Here is a 16,240-nt window from a genome sequence, read left to right as displayed (position 1 = left end):
GCGCTAAGCGCCGGAGCTAGCTGCGGCGCGGCACAATGAACTGGTGACAACCGACCGGCTGCGCGTCCTGGTGCTGGGCAGCACCGGCTCGATCGGGACCCAGGCACTGGAAGTCATCGCCGCCAACCCGGACCGCTTTGAGCTGGTCGGGCTGGCCGCCGGCGGGGCCAACCCCGACCTGCTTGCCCGGCAGCGCGCCGAGACCGGGGTGACGAACGTGGCCGTCGCCGACGACGCCGCGGCCATTGACGAGGTCACCTACCGCGGCCCCGACGCCGTCACCCGGCTGATCGAGAACACCGAGGCCGACGTCGTGCTCAACGCGCTGGTGGGGGCGCTGGGTCTGCGGCCGACGCTCGCCGCGCTGGCGACCGGCGCCCGGCTGGCGCTGGCCAACAAGGAGTCGCTGGTCGCCGGCGGGCCGCTGGTGCTGCGGGCGGCCAAACCCGGCCAGATCGTGCCCGTCGACTCCGAGCACTCCGCAATGGCGCAATGCCTGCGCAGCGGCGCCCCGCACGAGGTCGCCAAGATCGTGCTCACCGCCTCCGGCGGCCCGTTCCGCGGCTGGTCGGCAGCCCAGCTCGAACACGTCACCCCCGAACAGGCCGGCGCCCACCCGACCTGGTCGATGGGCCCGATGAACACGCTGAACTCGGCGTCGCTGGTCAATAAGGGCCTCGAGCTCATCGAGACCCACCTGCTGTTCGGCGTCGGTTATGAGCGCATCGACGTCGTCGTGCACCCGCAGTCGATCGTGCACTCGATGGTCACTTTCACCGACGGCTCGACGATCGCCCAGGCCAGCCCGCCGGACATGAAACTGCCGATCGCGCTGGCCTTGGGCTGGCCGGACCGGGTGCCCGGCGCCGCGGCCGCCTGCGACTTCACCACCGCGTCGAGCTGGGAGTTCGAGCCGCTGGACACCGCGGTGTTTCCGGCCGTCGAGCTTGCCCGGCAGGCCGGTCGGACCGGCGGCTGCATGACCGCCGTCTACAACGCCGCCAACGAAGAAGCGGCCGCGGCGTTCCTGGCGGGACGGATCAAGTTCCCCGCGATCGTGCGCACGATCGCCGAGGTGCTGAGCGCCGCCGACCAATGGTCGGTTTTACCCGCTACCGTGGAAGACGTACTCGACGCGCAGCGCTGGGCCCGTCAGGTGGCGCGGCGCGCGGTCACACAGGAGGTCATACCCACTCGATGATGTTCGTTGTCGGCATCGTGGCATTTGCGCTCGCCATCCTGATCTCGGTGGCGCTGCACGAGTGCGGCCACATGTGGGTCGCGCGCGCCACCGGGATGAAGGTGCGCCGCTACTTCGTCGGCTTCGGCCCGACGCTGTGGTCGACGCGGCGCGGCGAAACCGAATACGGCCTGAAGGCTGTGCCCGCCGGCGGGTTCTGCGACATCGCCGGGATGACGGCCGTCGAGGAACTGCGGCCCGACGAACGTGACCGTGCGATGTACAAGCAGAAGACCTGGAAGCGCACCGCGGTGCTGCTGGCCGGGCCGGGGATGAACTTTTTGATCGGCCTGGTGCTGATCTACGCCATCGCCGTCGTCTGGGGGCTGCCGAACCTACACCCCGACACCCGCGCCGTCGTAGGCGGAACCGCTTGTGTGGCACCGGAAGTCAGCAAGGGTGAGCTCGGCCAGTGCACCGGTCCGGGGCCGGCGGCCATCGCCGGGATCAAGCCCGGCGACGTGATCGTCAAGGTGGCCGGCAAGGACGTGCGCAGCTTCGCGGACGTGCAGGCCGCCGTGCAGCCGCGCAGCGGGCCCACGCCGGTGGTGGTGGAGCGCGACGGGCGCCGGCTCGACTTGACCGTGAACGTCACGCAGACAAAGCGGTTCACATCCCAGCACGCCGACGCCGCATCCACCGTCGGCGCCATCGGCATCAGCAGCAGTGCGCTGTCCGGGCCGACGCGCTACAACGTGCTTACGGCGGTGCCCGCCACGTTCACGTTCACCGGCGACCTGTCTGTGGAGCTGGGCAAGTCGCTGGCCAAGATTCCCACCAAAGTCGGCGCGCTGGTGCATTCGATCAGCGGCGGAGAACGCGACCCCGAAACCCCGATCAGCGTCGTCGGCGCCAGCATCATCGGCGGCGACACGGTCGACCACGGGCTGTGGGTGGCGTTCTGGTTCTTTTTGGCTCAGCTGAACTTCGTGCTGGGCGCCATCAACCTGGTCCCGCTGCTGCCCTTCGACGGCGGGCACATCGCGATCGCCGTGTACGAGAAGATCCGCAACATGATCCGGTCGGCGCGCGGCATGGTCGCCGCGGCGCCCGTCAACTACCTCAAGCTGATGCCCGCCACCTACGTCATCCTGGTCGTGGTGGTCGGCTACATGCTGCTGACCGTGACCGCCGACCTGGTCAACCCGATCAGGTTGTTCCAGTAGGAGATTCATGACTGCGCGCCGACGACGATGCAGAGCGAAGCGATGAGGAGGAGCGGCGCATGACTATCGGTCTGGGCATGCCGGAACCGCCGGCGCCCACCTTGGCGCCACGGCGCAAGACCCGCCAGCTGATGGTCGGCGACGTCGGCATCGGCAGCGACCATCCGATCGCCGTGCAGTCGATGACCACCACCAAAACCCACGACGTCAACGCCACGCTGCAGCAGATCGCCGAGCTGACCGCCGCCGGCTGCGACATCGTCCGGGTGGCCTGCCCGCGCCAGGAGGACGCCGACGCGCTGGCCGAAATCGCCCGGCACAGCCAGATTCCGGTGATCGCCGATATTCACTTCCAGCCCAAGTACATCTTCGCCGCGATCGACGCTGGCTGCGCCGCGGTGCGGGTAAACCCCGGCAACATCAAAGAATTCGACGGCCGCGTCGCCGAGGTCGCCAAAGCCGCTGCGGCGGCGGGGATTCCGATCCGCATCGGTGTCAACGCAGGCTCGCTGGACAAGCGGTTCATGGCCAAGTACGGCAAGGCCACGCCCGAAGCGCTGGTGGAGTCCGCGTTGTGGGAGGCGTCGCTGTTCGAAGAGCACGGCTTCGGCAACATCAAGATCAGCGTCAAGCACAGCGACCCCGTCGTCATGGTCGCGGCCTACGAGCAGCTGGCCGCGCAGTGCGACTACCCCCTGCACCTCGGGGTCACCGAGGCTGGGCCGGCGTTTCAGGGCACCATCAAGTCGGCCGTCGCGTTCGGCGCGTTGTTGTCAAAGGGCATCGGCGACACCATCCGGGTGTCGCTGTCGGCGCCGCCGGTCGAAGAGGTCAAGGTCGGCAACCAGATCCTGGAATCGCTGAACCTGCGGCCCCGCTCGCTGGAGATTGTGTCCTGCCCGTCCTGCGGTCGGGCTCAAGTCGACGTCTACACCCTGGCCAACGAGGTCAGCGCCGGTCTGGACGGCCTGGAGGTGCCGCTGCGGGTGGCGGTGATGGGTTGCGTCGTCAACGGCCCGGGGGAGGCCCGCGAAGCCGACCTCGGGGTGGCGTCGGGCAACGGCAAGGGCCAGATCTTCGTGCGCGGCGAGGTGATCAAGACGGTGCCCGAGGCGCAGATCGTCGAGACGCTGATCGAAGAGGCCATGCGGCTCGCCGGTGAGCAAGGTACTGCGAGCGGTTCGCCCGTTGTGACCGTAAGCTGAGGGACGCCCGCTTTCGCAGAAAGAGTCACGATGTCGGCTCCGCCCATCCATCGCTTGGTCGACCAGCGACGGGTGTCGGTGGTGCGGGACGTCGCGGCGGTGCGCCGCGTACTCGACCACGACCCCGTCGGGTCGTGCATGGTCGCCGCCCGGGTCGCCGACCACGGCATCGAGCCGTCGGCGATCGGCGGCGAACTGTGGACCCGGCGTGGCGCCGACGAATCCCTTTGCTACGCAGGGCCAAACCTGATTCCGCTGCGCGGCGGGCCGGACGACTTGATTGCCTTCGCGGACGAGGCGATGAGCGGGTCGCGGCGGTGCTCGTCGCTGGTGGGCCGAGCCGAACTGGTGATGCCGATGTGGCGGCGGCTGGAGTCGGCCTGGGGCCCGGCCCGCGACGTACGGGAGCATCAGCCGCTGATGGCGCTGGGCCGCATGCCTGACTGCGCGATCGACCCCGAGGTGCGCCAGGTCAAGCTCACCGAAATCGACGCCTACCTGGTGGCCGCCGTCGACATGTTCATCGGCGAGGTCGGGGTGGATCCGCGGCTGGGCGACGGCGGCCGCGGCTACCGCCGCCGGGTGGCCAACCTGATCACCCAGGGCCGGGCATGGGCCCGCTTCGAGCACGGTCAGGTCGTCTTCAAAGCCGAAGTCGGGTCGCAGTCGCCGGCCGTTGGTCAGATCCAGGGTGTGTGGGTGCATCCGGATCGTCGCGGCCAGGGTCTGGGAACCGCAGGCACCGCGACGCTGGCGGCGGTGATCGTCGGCACCGGACGAATCGCCAGCCTGTACGTCAACAGCTTCAATACCGTGGCCCGCGCCGCGTACTCGCGCGTCGGCTTCAGCGAAGTGGGCAGCTTCGCGACGGTGCTGCTCGACTGAGGTCCCGGGGAGTCAGCTGCGCCCAGCCTGTAACTAGGGCGCAAAAGTGCGAGGAAGCAGCACCGTAACTACAGGCTCGGTGCGCCTTCGCCCGATACGCGTTAGCAATTCGTAACATTGGCCTCGATGGCAACAAAAACAACTGTGGCATCACAGGCCGCATGCTTGCTGCTGCTCGCGGCCGTCGCCTTGCCCGCCTGCACGCCGCGGCCGGACGGCCCTGCCCCGGCGGCGCAGCGGTTCTTCGCCGCGCTGTCCACCGGCGACACCGCCGCCGCCGCGGAACTCAGCGACGACCCGAGCGATGCCCGCGAAGCGCTCAACGCCGCGTGGTCCGGCTTGCAGGCCACCCACCTCGACGCCGAAATCCTCGGCTCGCGCTACACCGAGGACACCGGCACCGTCGCCTACCGCTACACCTGGCATCTGCCCAAGAACCGTACCTGGGTCTACGAGGGACAGCTGAAGATGGCCCGCGACGAGGGCCGCTGGCTGGTTCGCTGGAGCACCACCGACCTGCACCCGCGGCTCGGCGAGCATCAGACGTTTGCGCTGCGGGCCGACCCGCCGCGGCGGGCCTCGGTCAACGAAGTCGGCGGCACCGACGTGCTGGCGCCCGGCTACCTCTACCACTACACGCTGGACGCCACCCGGGCCGGGCCGAACCTGATCGCCACGGCCCGCGCCGTCGTCGACGCGCTGCACCCCTTCGACGACGCGCTGAACGACCCGCAGCAACTGGCCGAGCAGGCCAGTTCGTCGCCCACACCGCTGGACCTGATCACGCTGCGCGTCGACGACAACAACAACGTCGCGCCCGCGATCGGCCAGCTGCCCGGCGTGGTCATCACCCCGCGGGCCGAACTGCTGCCCACCGACGACCATTTCGCCCCGGCCCTGATCAACGAGGTGAAAAAGGCGGTGGTCGACCAGCTCGACGGCGAGGCCGGCTGGCGGGTGGTCAGCGTCAACCAGAACGGCGTCGACGTCGCTGTGCTCCACGAGGTCGAGCCGTCGCCGGCGCCGTCGATCTCGATCAGCCTGGACCGCGCCGTGCAGGACGCCGCCCAGCACGCCGTCGACACTCAGCCCGGCAAAGCCATGATCGTGGTGATCAAGCCGTCGACGGGCGAGCTGTTGGCCGTCGCGCAGAACGGCGCCGCCGACGCCGACGGGCCGGTCGCCACCACCGGCCTTTACCCGCCGGGGTCGACGTTCAAGATGGTCACCGCGGGCGCGGCCATCGAGCGCGACATGGCCACCCCCAACACGCTGCTGGGCTGCCCCGGCGAGATCGACATCGGGCATCGCACCATTCCCAACTACGGCGGATTCGACCTCGGGGTGGTGCCGATGTCGCGGGCGTTCGCCAGCTCCTGCAACACCACATTCGCCGAGCTGGCCAGCCGGATGCCGCCGCGCGGTTTGAACCAGGCGGCCATCCGGTACGGGCTCGGGCTGGACTACCAGCTCGACGGCATCACCACGGTCACCGGCTCGGTGCCGCCGACCGTTGACCTGGCGGAGCGTACGGAAGACGGCTTCGGCCAGGGCAAGGTGCTGGCCAGCCCGTTCGGCATGGCGCTGGTGGCGGCGACGGTGGCCGCCGGGAAAACCCCTGTGCCACGGTTGATCGAGGGCCGGCCGACGACGGTCAAAGGTGATACGACGCCGATCAGCCCGAAGATGCTCGACGGTCTGCGACCGATGATGCGGCTGGTCGTCACCAACGGCACCGCCACCGACATCGCCGACTGCGGCGCGGTGTTCGGGAAGACCGGGGAGGCCGAGTTTCCCGGCGGCTCGCATTCCTGGTTCGCCGGCTACCGCGGCGACATGGCGTTCGCGGCCCTGATCGTCGGGGGCGGCAGCTCCGAACACGCGGTGCGGATGACCAAGCGGATGTTCCAGACGCTGCCCGCCGACTATCTGGCCTGACGGTCCCGCGGCGGTAGATTGGTACCGCTATGACGCGCCCCGACGAACTGACCGAACTGCGGGTGTCGGACGCCGACCGCAACGGCACGCTGCGGCGGCTGCACAACGCCGTCGCGCTCGGGCTGATCGACATCGGCGAATTCGAGGAACGCTCGTCGCTGGTGTCCTACGCCCGGACCCGCAGCGAGCTGGACAGCGTCGTCGGCGACTTGCCCGGACCAGGAGCCATCGTCACCTCGGCAGCCGACCGGGTCGAGCTGCGCGGCTGGCTCGGATCGCTCAAGCGGCACGGCGAATGGATCGTGCCGACACGGCTGGCGCTAGTGCGCCGAGTGGGGTCGTGCGAATTGGACCTCGTGCATGCCCGCTTCGCCGGGCCGGTCGTCGTGATCGAGCTCGACATGAAGTTCGGTGGCGTCGAGATTCGCTTGCCGGACGGCGCCAGCGCCTCGATCGACGACGTCGAGGTCTACGCGGGCAGCGCCAGCGACCGCCGCAAGAACGCGCCCGCCGAGGGCACGCCGCACGTGGTCTTGACCGGCCGCGTGGTGTGCGGCTCGGTGGTCATCCGCGGGCCGCGCCGGTCGTTACTGCGTCGACGCTAGATTGTCGCGCCGACCCGCTTCGCCCGGCTCCGCCGCGCTCGCGATCGACGCTGATACGGCTACCCTGACGACATGCCTGTTCGCACCGCGCTTTCTCCCGGCGTGCTGTCTCCCACACGGCCGGTGCCCAAGTCGATCCCGCGCCCCGAATACGTCGGCAAGCCCACCGCGCGCGAGGGCAGCGAGCCGTGGGTGCAAACGCCCGAGGTGATCGAGAAGATGCGCGTCGCCGGGAAGATCGCCGCCGGCGCCCTGGCCGAAGCGGGCAAGGCCGTCGCGCCCGGTGTGACCACCGACGAGCTGGACCGCATCGCCCACGACTACATGGTCGACCACGGCGCCTACCCGTCGACGCTGGGCTACAAGGGCTTTCCGAAGTCCTGCTGCACCTCGCTGAACGAGGTGATCTGCCACGGCATCCCGGACTCGACGGTGATCGAGGACGGCGACATCGTCAACATCGACGTCACCGCCTACATCGACGGCGTGCACGGTGACACCAACGCGACGTTTCTGGCCGGCGACGTCTCCGAAGAGCACCGGCTGCTCGTCGAGCGCACCCGCGAGGCGACGATGCGCGCGATCAAGGCGGTCAAGCCGGGCCGCTCGCTGTCGGTCGTCGGCAGGGTCATCGAGTCGTACGCAAATCGGTTCGGCTACAACGTGGTTCGCGATTTCACCGGCCACGGCATCGGCACTACGTTCCACAACGGCCTGGTGGTGCTGCACTACGACCAGCCGTCGGTTACCACGATCCTCGAGCCGGGGATGACGTTCACCATCGAGCCGATGATCAACCTCGGCGCGCTGGACTACGAGATCTGGGACGACGGCTGGACGGTGGTCACCAGGGACCGCAAGTGGACCGCGCAGTTCGAGCACACGCTGCTGGTCACCGACACCGGCGCGGACATCCTGACGCTGCCGTGACGTCGCCGACAGTGAATTCGGCGACGCGACACGCCGTTCCCGCGTCGCCAGATTCACACTCGGCGACATAGTGAGCGGTGCTCTGCTGGTTGCCGGCACCAGCTCGGACGCCGGCAAGTCCATGGTGGTTGCCGGGCTGTGCCGGCTGCTGGCCCGCAAGGGCATCCGGGTCGCCCCGTTCAAGGCGCAGAACATGTCGAACAACTCCGCGGTCACGGTCGAAGGCGGCGAAATCGGCCGCGCGCAGGCGATGCAGGCCCGCGCGGCGGGCTTGGCGCCCAGTGTGAGGTTCAACCCGATCCTGCTCAAACCCGGCAGCGATGCCACCTCGCAACTGGTGGTCCGCGGCCAGGTGGCCGATACAGTCACCGCGGCGAGCTACTGGGCGCACCGCGGGCAGCTGTTGGACATCGTCGTCGACGAATTGTCAAGCCTGCGAACAGAATTCGATGCAGTAATCTGCGAGGGCGCCGGGTCGCCGGCCGAGATCAACCTGCGGGCAAGCGATGTGGCCAACATGGGGCTGGCCCGGGCGGCGAACCTGCCGGTGATCCTGGTCGGTGACATCGACCGCGGTGGGCTGCTGGCCCACCTGTACGGCACCGTCGCGATACTCGACCCGCAAGACCAGGCGCTGATCGCCGGGTTCGTCGTCAACAAATTCCGCGGTGATCCCGCACTGCTGGAGCCCGGGCTGCACCAGCTGGCCGAACTGACCGGCCGGCCCACCTACGGCGTGCTGCCGTACGCCGACGAGTTGTGGCTGGACGCCGAGGACTCCGTCTCGGTGCTGGCCCACCGGGTCCTGGGCGTGCCGCAGCCGCCGCGCGGCCGGCAATGGCTGCGAGTCGCCGCTGTCCGGCTGCCGCGGATCTCCAACTCCACCGACGTCGAGGCGCTGGGCTGCGAGCCCGGGGTGCTGGTGCGCTGGGTCACCGAGCCCGCCGACCTGGCCGACGCCGACGTGGTCGTGCTCCCGGGCAGCAAGGCCACCGTCGCTGACCTGCGGTGGCTGCGCGAGCAGGGGCTGGCCGACGGTGTGGCGGCGCACGCGGCGTCGGGCCGGCCGGTGCTGGGCATCTGCGGCGGTTTCCAGATGCTGTGCCGCTCGATCGACGACCCGGTCGAATCCGGGTCGGGCCGCGTCGAGGGCTTGGGCCTGCTGGACGCCGACGTGGTGTTCGGCGCCGAGAAGGTGCTGCGGCGGTGGCGGAGCCCACTGGCCGGCTACGAGATCCACCACGGTCGGGTGACCCGGTGCGACGAGGCCGCCTGGTTCGGCGCGGACGAATCCCCACACGGTTATCGCCGCGATCACGTGTTCGGCACCCATTGGCACGGGGTGTTCGACAATGACGACTTCCGCAGACAATGGTTGACTTTGGTGGCCGCCGCCGCGGGCCGGGATGGTTTCGTGGTGGCCGACGACATCGATGTGACGGCGCGCCGCGACGCCCAATTGGACTTGCTGGCCGATCTATTGGACACGCATCTCGACGTCGCCGCCGTCACCGGCCTGCTCGACGGCGGGCCGCCGCCGCGGCCGACCCTCCTCGCCGGCCGCGCGTAGTCGTAGTCGTCGTCAAACCCTAACTGTCCCAGCAGTTTACGGCTACCTCAGCTGCCACACCCGCTCGTCTCATGCACGTCACGTGTGGAGTCGCACCTAATAGTGGCCTGAGAGACAGTGCAGAAACCGCCCGCGCAGCGGCCAATTGGCGCTACCTTGCACAGGTGCCTTCGACGATGATGACCACCGTCGACGGATTCCCCCTCGAGGTCAATGTGGCAGGTCCCGAAAAGGGCTCGGTCGTGGTGGTGTTGGGCGCGGCGCAGCGGGCGCTCGCCGCGTATGACCCGGTGTGCGAGCGCCTGCACACCGCGTCGCTGCGCACGATCGTCATCGGCCCTGACCAACGACTGACCGCCAAATCGGTGGTCGGGATCATGGACGTCCTCGACATCAACTGGGGTGTGCTGGTCGGCGACCGCATCGGCGGCGAGCTGGCGTGGGAGCTGGCGGCAACAAGGCTGGACCGCTTCACCGGCCTGATCGCCATCGACCGGGGGCACCCCCGCGTGGCCGATCTGACCGGGGTGATCCGCGACCCACACTGTCCACCCGTGGAGATCAACACCACCGCATTGGTCAGCACCCCGGCCTCCCAGGCCGTGGCACGAGCAAGCCAACGCTGGGTCTACGGCGATTACCGCATCGTGCAGCTGCTGGGCCGGCGCAACGCGCAGGAGTCCACTGCACAACTGGCCGCCGAGATCGTCCTGCGGACCAGCACCTGGTAACCAGCCGCGCCGTAGCGCGCTTACGGTGGTGACGTGGAAGCTTCGCGATCGCCGCTGATCGGCATGACCACCTACCTGGATCAGGCCCAGACCGGCATTTGGGACGTTCGTGCCAGCTTTTTGCCGGCCGCCTACTTCCAGGGCGTCACGCTGGCCGGCGGTGTGGCGGTGCTGCTGCCGCCGCAGCCGGTGGACGCCGGCATCGCCGGGCGAGTGCTCGACGGCCTGGACGGCCTGGTGATCACCGGCGGCAAGGACGTCGACCCGGCCGCCTACGGCCAGCAACCGCACCCGGAAACCGACGAACCCGGCCCCGAGCGCGACGCCTGGGAGTTCGCGCTGCTGCGCGAGGCGCTCGCCCGGAAACTGCCGGTGCTGGGCATCTGCCGCGGCGCCCAGGTGCTCAACGTCGCGCTCGGCGGAACGCTGCACCAGCACCTGCCCGACGTCATCGGGCACAGCGGCCATCGGGCCGGCAACGCCGTGTTCACTACGTTGGGCGTGCGAACAGTGCCCGGCACGCGGCTGGCCAAGCTGTTGGGAGAGTCGGTTGAGGCGCGCTGCTATCACCACCAGGCCATCGCCGACGTCGGGGAGGGCCTGGTGGTCAGCGCGTGGGACGCCGACGGCGTGATCGAGGCCCTCGAAATGCCCGGCGACGACTTTGTGCTCGCCGTGCAGTGGCATCCGGAGGAAAGCCTCGAGGATTTGCGGTTGTTCGCGGCGATCGTGGATGCGGCGCGAGCCTATGCGAGCGTGACCAAATGAATCTGACGCAGCGGCTGGCCGGCAAGGTCGCCGTCGTCACAGGCGCGGGAAGCGGCATCGGTCTGGCCGCGGCGCGGCGGCTGCACGCCGAAGGCGCCACGATTGTCGTCGGCGACATCGACGAACGGGCCGGCGCGGCGGCTGCCGACGAAGTGGGCGGTTCGTTTGTGCCCGTGGATGTTTCGGACGAAGCCGCGGTCGACGCGCTGTTCGACACCGCGGCGGCAACCCACGGCGCCGTCGACATCGCGGTCAACAATGCCGGCATCTCGCCGCCGGAGGACGAGCTGATCGAGAACACCGAGCCGGCGGTGTGGCAGCGGGTGCAAGACGTCAACCTCAAATCGGTGTACTTGTGCAGTCGGGCGGCGTTGCGGCACATGGTTCCGGCGGGCGCGGGTGCCATTGTCAACGTCGCCTCCTTTGTCGCGATGATGGGTTCGGCCACCTCGCAGATCTCGTATACCGCGTCCAAAGGCGGAGTGGTGGCGATGTCTCGCGAGCTCGGTGTGCAGTTCGCCCGCCAGGGCATCCGGGTCAACGCGCTGTGCCCCGGCCCGGTGAATACCCCGCTGCTGGCCGAGCTTTTCGCCAAGGACCCCGAGCGCGCGGCGCGCCGACTGGTGCATGTGCCGATGGGCCGCTTCGCTGAGGCGCACGAAATCGCCGCGGCTGTGGCGTTTCTCGCCAGCGACGACGCATCGTTCATCACCGCGTCGACGTTCCTGGTCGACGGCGGCATCAGCGCCGCCTACGTCACTCCGCTGTAGCCTCCCGCTACCCGGCGGACGGTGATCGCGGAATCACGGTGGGACGCATGTCGTATTGCGGGGTGGCCCCGCCGGTGGTGCGCGCGGCCATATTCGCGATGGGCATCATCGGCGGTACCCCTGTTGTGCCTCCGGCTGGGGCGGCGCTGACGCCACTTCCCGGGAACGCGGCAATGCTGTGGCCCGCCGCGCTGGGAACCGCGGCCCAGGCTTGCGGCACCGACAGTGGGCCGAGGGCAACCGCTTTGCCGATGCCCGCCGATACCGCCGCGCCGCCTCCCAGAGCCGGCGCCGAGCCCAGCACGCCTGCGCCCGAAGCGAACCCGCTTGCCAGAGCGGATCCCGCCGACTTGACCGTCGAGGCCGCCGCAGCGCTCGTCGTCCCCAAATTCTTGACAAGCGAGCTCAATGCGTTCGTCGTCGTGATCGGAATGCTGGTCAGATAGGCGGCATTTCGCAGCGGCATCGCCAGCGTATTCAGACTGTTCACCACCGAGACGGGTGACGTCGTCGACGACGAGGCCGCCTGCGCGACCCCGCCGCCCTGGCCCGGCAGCGCCGCCGGGCTGGTGGTCATCGGCGGCTGCGTGAACGACGTCAATGTCGACGCGGCCGCCGCAGAGCCGGCGTAGCCATACATTGCTGCGGCATCCTGGGCCCACATCTCGCCGTACTGGGCCTCGGTGGCCGCGATCGCCGGGGCGTTTTGGCCCAGCACGTTGGTCGCGATCAGCGCCATCAACTGCGCGCGGTTGGCGGCGATCAAGGGCGGCGGGACCGTCATTGCAAACGCCGTCTCATACGCGCTCGCCGCGGCGTTGGCCTGGGCGGCCGTCTGCTCGGCTTGCGCCGCGGTGGTCTGTAGCCACCCCACGTAGGGCGCGGCTGCCGCAGCCATTGACGCCGACGACGGGCCTTTCCACCCGCCAGCCAGCCCGGAAATCACGGAAGAGTAGGACACCGCCGCTGAACTCAGCTCGGCGGCTAACTCGTTCCAGGCTGCCGCCGCGGCCAGCAGTGAGGCTGGCCCCGGCCCGGAATACATTCGCGCGGAGTTTATCTCCGGCGGCAACATCCCGAAATCCATCGCTAATTCCCTTTCCTGACCGCGATGAATTGGCTTGGGATCGAAGGTGATACGACAAATGACATGAGCTTCTCCTCAAAAGACATGAATGAACGCAAAATGGACCGCCGCGGTGGCGGTAGCGGTGTGGAGAGGTTCGTCGCGCGACTCGGCGCAAGCCGATGCGTCAACCGCTCAGCGCACGACGGACAGACGTCGACCGATCAGCGACGCGCGATGCAGAACTGCGTCAGGCGTTCTTGTCCGGCAAGGACAGCGCCGGGAGCGCGGATATAGCCGACACTGAATCCCCGGCCCGGCGATGCCACAGGGACGGCCGACGGCGACTCCTGCAACGAGGGCACGACCCGCAGCGAGGTGGGTGGCCGATCGCGGTGCAGCCCAGCGGATTTGACGCTGGTCTGGCTGGGCGCGATGGGATGGTCGTCGTCCATGACGGCGCCGTGATAGGTGGGCGACGAACCGCGGTCGATACTCGTGTGGTGGGCGGCGGCCACCGATGTCGGTGCGGGCGACGGCGTGTCAGACGCGGCGCGGTCAAACCTCAGCAGCCAACATCCGAGGACTGCGGCCAGCAAACCCAACGCGGCTACGAGCGCGACGACCGGTCGAGGCCGCCGCAGCGCGTAGGCGTTGCTCGTTGTCACAGTGTCTCGACATTAGCAGCGCAAAGCGGTCCTCCGCAGCGGCCAGCAACGTACATGGCTATTTCTTATCAAGTGTTGGTTACCATGTCGGACCGCTCAGTCCGCCCACGGCTTAGATGCGCTCGGTCTGCACCGTCCACTTCTCCTCGATGCGTCCGTAACGCCAAACTGCCAGCGCGACAACCCAGGTCAGGGCAAACAGCCCGACGATGACAAAGCCGATGGCGTTGAGGTTGATGCCGCCCACCCAATCCCAAAAGGCACCGTTCCAGCCGAATTGCTCGGCGAGAAGGCCCAGCAGTTCGATGCTGCCGATCAGCAGAGCGACCGCGACCGACAGCCCGGTGATGGTGATGTTGTAGTAGACCTTGCGCACCGGATTGGAAAACGCCCAGCTGTAGGCGAAGTTCATGAACGAGCCGTCAATGGTGTCCAGCAAGCACATTCCGGCGGTGAACAGCACCGGCAGACACAAGATCGCATACCAGGGCAGGCCGGCGGCGGCGCCGGTGCCCGCCAGCACCAGCAGCGCGACCTCGGTGGCGGTGTCGAAACCTAGTCCGAACAGCACGCCGACCGGATACATGTGCCACGACGCGGTGATCGATTTGGTGGAGCGGCCCAGGAACCGGTTGAGTAATCCGCGATTGTTCAGCTGCTCTTCCAGCTCGTTCTCGTCATAGACGCCTCGACGCATTTGGGCGAACACGCGCACGATCCCGGCCAGGATGACCACGTTGATGACGGCGATGAGGTAAAGGAAAACGCCCGAGACGCTGGTGCCGATCAGGCTGGTGTAGTGATGCAGCGCCGACGAGTCCTGTTTGACCGGCCCGACGATGGCTCTGACGCCGACCGCCAGCAGTAGCGCCAGCCCGAACACCACCGACGAGTGGCCCAGCGAGAAGAAGAACCCGGCCGCCAGCGGACGCTGCCCGTCGTTCATCAGCTTGCGGGTGGTGTTGTCGATGGCCGCGATGTGGTCGGCGTCGAATGCATGGCGCAACCCGAGCGTGTAGGCGGTCAGGCCGATGCCGATGCCGAATGCCTTGTCTCCGACCGAAAAGTGCGCGGGCTCCACGATGAGCACCAGGGTGCACCAGCCGACGACATGCAGCGCGACGATCACCGCGGACATTGCACCGAGCCGTAACCATTCGTCGGGCGTCAATGCAGCCCGCAGCCCAGACCACGACGATTTCTGGCGGGTGAGCGCATCACCGGCCATGTCGCTTCTCCTGCGCTGAGAAGAAAACCCCGACCGCGACGACGGTAGCTCACGGCTGCGGCTTCATGCAGAAGATTCGCAAGAACCCTGCAGGCTTTTCGCAAGTAGGTGGCACCGGCAGCTCATAGCCGCGTGCATTTCTCGATGTCCTCCAGGAACTCCGCGATCATGGTGTCGGTCAGCGAGGGGCGCGTTTCGTTGATCGCCGTTACGTAGTCCTGTGTCTGGGCCGGTTCGCCGCCACGGAACTCGACCTCGCGCTCGAACCCAAATTGCGCACCCTTGCGGGCGGCGAATTCGATGTCAGCCGGGGTGAACATTTCGCTGGCATCGACCAAGGCGCCGACGTCAACAGAGTCGGCGGCCGGCCCAAGGTACCTGCGCCAGATGGCCGTTCGTGCCTTCGCGTCCGGGGGCCGCACCGGGATGATGTAGTCGAACCGGCCGGGCCGTAAAAACGCCGAATCCAGCGACCGCACCGAGTTCGTCGCGCAGACAAGCAGCCGCTCGTCACGCTGGCGGAACACCGGGATCAACTTGAGCAGTTCGTTGGTGACGCCGTGAGCAGGGTCGGACGGCAGCCCCGAGCGCGCCCCGGCGATCTCCTCGACTTCGTCGATGAATACCACGGCGGCTTCCAGCTCTGTCAACGTCATGAAGGCCTCTCGCAACGCGGTGGCCATCGCCATATCGGGAGCGGCCAGCCGCGACGGGAACAACTCGACGAACGGCCAGCCGAGCCGGCCGGCGACCGCCTTGGCGAAGCTGGTTTTGCCGGTTCCCGGCGGTCCGAAGAGGATCACCGCCTTCGGCGGCGAGACGCCGTACTGTTCGGCCACTGCCGGCTCGGTGAGGGGCAGCACGATCCGGCGCTCGATGATCTGCTTTTCCGATTCCATGCCCGCCATCGCATGCCATAGCCCGCGAGGCATCACCTGGGCGCCCAGTTCGGCCAGCAGGCCCGCGTCCGAGGCGCCGACATGGTCGGTTTTCTCGAAGAACGACAGGTCGGTCCGCTCTTGATATCCCGAGTTGCGTAGCGCGGTTGTCCCCGTCGCCTCGGGTGGCAGCAGTGCGCCGATCCGGCGGGCACCAAGGGAACGCAGGCGAAGCTCAAGCTCGCCGAGCAGTGCGCTGCCGATACCGCGGTTGCGCCAGCGGCTGCTGAGCGCGACGAGTGAGATCCACGCTCGTTCGCCCTGGAACTGCGCACCGGCGATGCCCACCAGCTCGTCGCCGACCACGGCGACGACAGCGGGCTGCCCCGACTTGGCCGCCGACACCACCTCCGAGATCGGAAAGGCCGGTTGTGGCTCGCCCGGACGGCGACTCTGATCCCAGATCGAAATCGCCTGATCCAGGTCGTCATCGTGGAAGTCGCGCAGCCGCCACGGAGGCATTTCGTCATACCCTTCGGCTTGCGGCGGGTGAGGCCGGTGAGAAGCAGGGCACTACTCTGCAGGAATCGCA

The 16,240-nt window shown here is 68.2% G+C and carries 15 protein-coding genes; 11 read left to right on the top strand and 4 right to left on the bottom strand.

Going from position 1 to position 16,240, the window contains the following annotated elements; genetic code table 11:
• Positions 1 to 40 precede the first annotated feature (40 nt).
• From dxr to G6N47_RS23390, 11 genes are all read left to right on the top strand, one after another.
• A complete protein-coding gene (dxr, locus tag G6N47_RS23440) occupies positions 41 to 1,201 on the top strand; it encodes a 1-deoxy-D-xylulose-5-phosphate reductoisomerase (RefSeq protein WP_232080387.1) in 1,161 nt (386 codons plus the stop codon).
• Positions 1,198 to 2,406 carry a M50 family metallopeptidase gene (locus G6N47_RS23435; RefSeq protein ID WP_083129428.1) on the top strand — a complete coding sequence of 403 codons (1,209 nt, stop codon included), beginning with the start codon at positions 1,198 to 1,200 and terminating at the stop codon, positions 2,404 to 2,406. Before dxr ends, G6N47_RS23435 begins: the two co-directional genes overlap by 4 nt.
• Positions 2,407 to 2,465: 59 nt before the next feature.
• Positions 2,466 to 3,611 carry a flavodoxin-dependent (E)-4-hydroxy-3-methylbut-2-enyl-diphosphate synthase gene (ispG, locus tag G6N47_RS23430; protein ID WP_083129427.1) on the top strand — a complete coding sequence of 382 codons (1,146 nt, stop codon included), beginning with the start codon at positions 2,466 to 2,468 and terminating at the stop codon, positions 3,609 to 3,611.
• 30 nt (positions 3,612 to 3,641) lie between these two features.
• A complete protein-coding gene (locus tag G6N47_RS23425) occupies positions 3,642 to 4,496 on the top strand; it encodes a GNAT family N-acetyltransferase (protein WP_083129426.1) in 855 nt (284 codons plus the stop codon).
• Between the two features lie 126 nt (positions 4,497 to 4,622).
• Positions 4,623 to 6,434, top strand: coding sequence for a penicillin-binding transpeptidase domain-containing protein (locus G6N47_RS23420; protein WP_083129425.1), 1,812 nt, complete (start codon positions 4,623 to 4,625; stop codon positions 6,432 to 6,434).
• Between the two features lie 29 nt (positions 6,435 to 6,463).
• Positions 6,464 to 7,039, top strand: coding sequence for a DUF1707 SHOCT-like domain-containing protein (locus G6N47_RS23415; RefSeq protein ID WP_083129424.1), 576 nt, complete (start codon positions 6,464 to 6,466; stop codon positions 7,037 to 7,039).
• A 72-nt stretch (positions 7,040 to 7,111) separates the two neighbouring features.
• Positions 7,112 to 7,969, top strand: coding sequence for a type I methionyl aminopeptidase (gene map, locus G6N47_RS23410; RefSeq protein ID WP_083129423.1), 858 nt, complete (start codon positions 7,112 to 7,114; stop codon positions 7,967 to 7,969).
• Positions 7,970 to 8,036: 67 nt separating this feature from the next.
• On the top strand, positions 8,037 to 9,539 hold the full coding sequence (locus G6N47_RS23405; protein WP_139799267.1) for a cobyric acid synthase: 1,503 nt from the start codon (positions 8,037 to 8,039) through the stop codon (positions 9,537 to 9,539).
• 179 nt (positions 9,540 to 9,718) lie between these two features.
• On the top strand, positions 9,719 to 10,270 hold the full coding sequence (locus G6N47_RS23400; RefSeq protein WP_083130417.1) for an alpha/beta fold hydrolase: 552 nt from the start codon (positions 9,719 to 9,721) through the stop codon (positions 10,268 to 10,270).
• Between the two features lie 54 nt (positions 10,271 to 10,324).
• Positions 10,325 to 11,038, top strand: coding sequence for a gamma-glutamyl-gamma-aminobutyrate hydrolase family protein (locus G6N47_RS23395; RefSeq protein WP_232080386.1), 714 nt, complete (start codon positions 10,325 to 10,327; stop codon positions 11,036 to 11,038).
• The gene (locus G6N47_RS23390; protein WP_083129421.1) at positions 11,035 to 11,808 is read left to right on the top strand and encodes a 3-oxoacyl-ACP reductase; all 774 of its coding nucleotides are present in this window, start codon (positions 11,035 to 11,037) and stop codon (positions 11,806 to 11,808) included. Before G6N47_RS23395 ends, G6N47_RS23390 begins: the two co-directional genes overlap by 4 nt.
• 7 nt (positions 11,809 to 11,815) lie before the next feature.
• Here the strand turns inward: G6N47_RS23390 and G6N47_RS23385 are convergent, their stop codons facing one another.
• The 4 genes from G6N47_RS23385 to G6N47_RS23370 all read right to left on the bottom strand — a co-directional run bounded on the left by G6N47_RS23385 (position 11,816) and on the right by G6N47_RS23370 (position 16,170).
• The gene (locus G6N47_RS23385) at positions 11,816 to 12,895 is read right to left on the bottom strand and encodes a PPE family protein (protein ID WP_083129420.1); all 1,080 of its coding nucleotides are present in this window, start codon (positions 12,893 to 12,895) and stop codon (positions 11,816 to 11,818) included.
• Positions 12,896 to 13,098: 203 nt separating this feature from the next.
• Complete coding sequence (locus tag G6N47_RS23380) at positions 13,099 to 13,542, bottom strand: hypothetical protein (RefSeq protein WP_083129419.1); 444 nt, start codon at positions 13,540 to 13,542, stop codon at positions 13,099 to 13,101.
• A 112-nt stretch (positions 13,543 to 13,654) separates the two neighbouring features.
• Entirely contained in the window at positions 13,655 to 14,770 is a 1,116-nt protein-coding gene (gene nicT / locus G6N47_RS23375) for a Nickel transporter NicT (RefSeq protein ID WP_083129418.1), read from the bottom strand.
• A gap of 122 nt (positions 14,771 to 14,892) precedes the next feature.
• On the bottom strand, positions 14,893 to 16,170 hold the full coding sequence (locus G6N47_RS23370; protein ID WP_083129417.1) for an ATP-binding protein: 1,278 nt from the start codon (positions 16,168 to 16,170) through the stop codon (positions 14,893 to 14,895).
• Between the last annotated feature and the right edge of the window lie 70 nt (positions 16,171 to 16,240).

The organism is Mycobacterium branderi (genome assembly GCF_010728725.1).
In the GTDB taxonomy this organism is placed as follows: domain Bacteria; phylum Actinomycetota; class Actinomycetes; order Mycobacteriales; family Mycobacteriaceae; genus Mycobacterium; species Mycobacterium branderi.
Note: the sequence above shows the minus strand (reverse complement) of the source record. Positions and strands in the feature narration are given on the sequence as shown.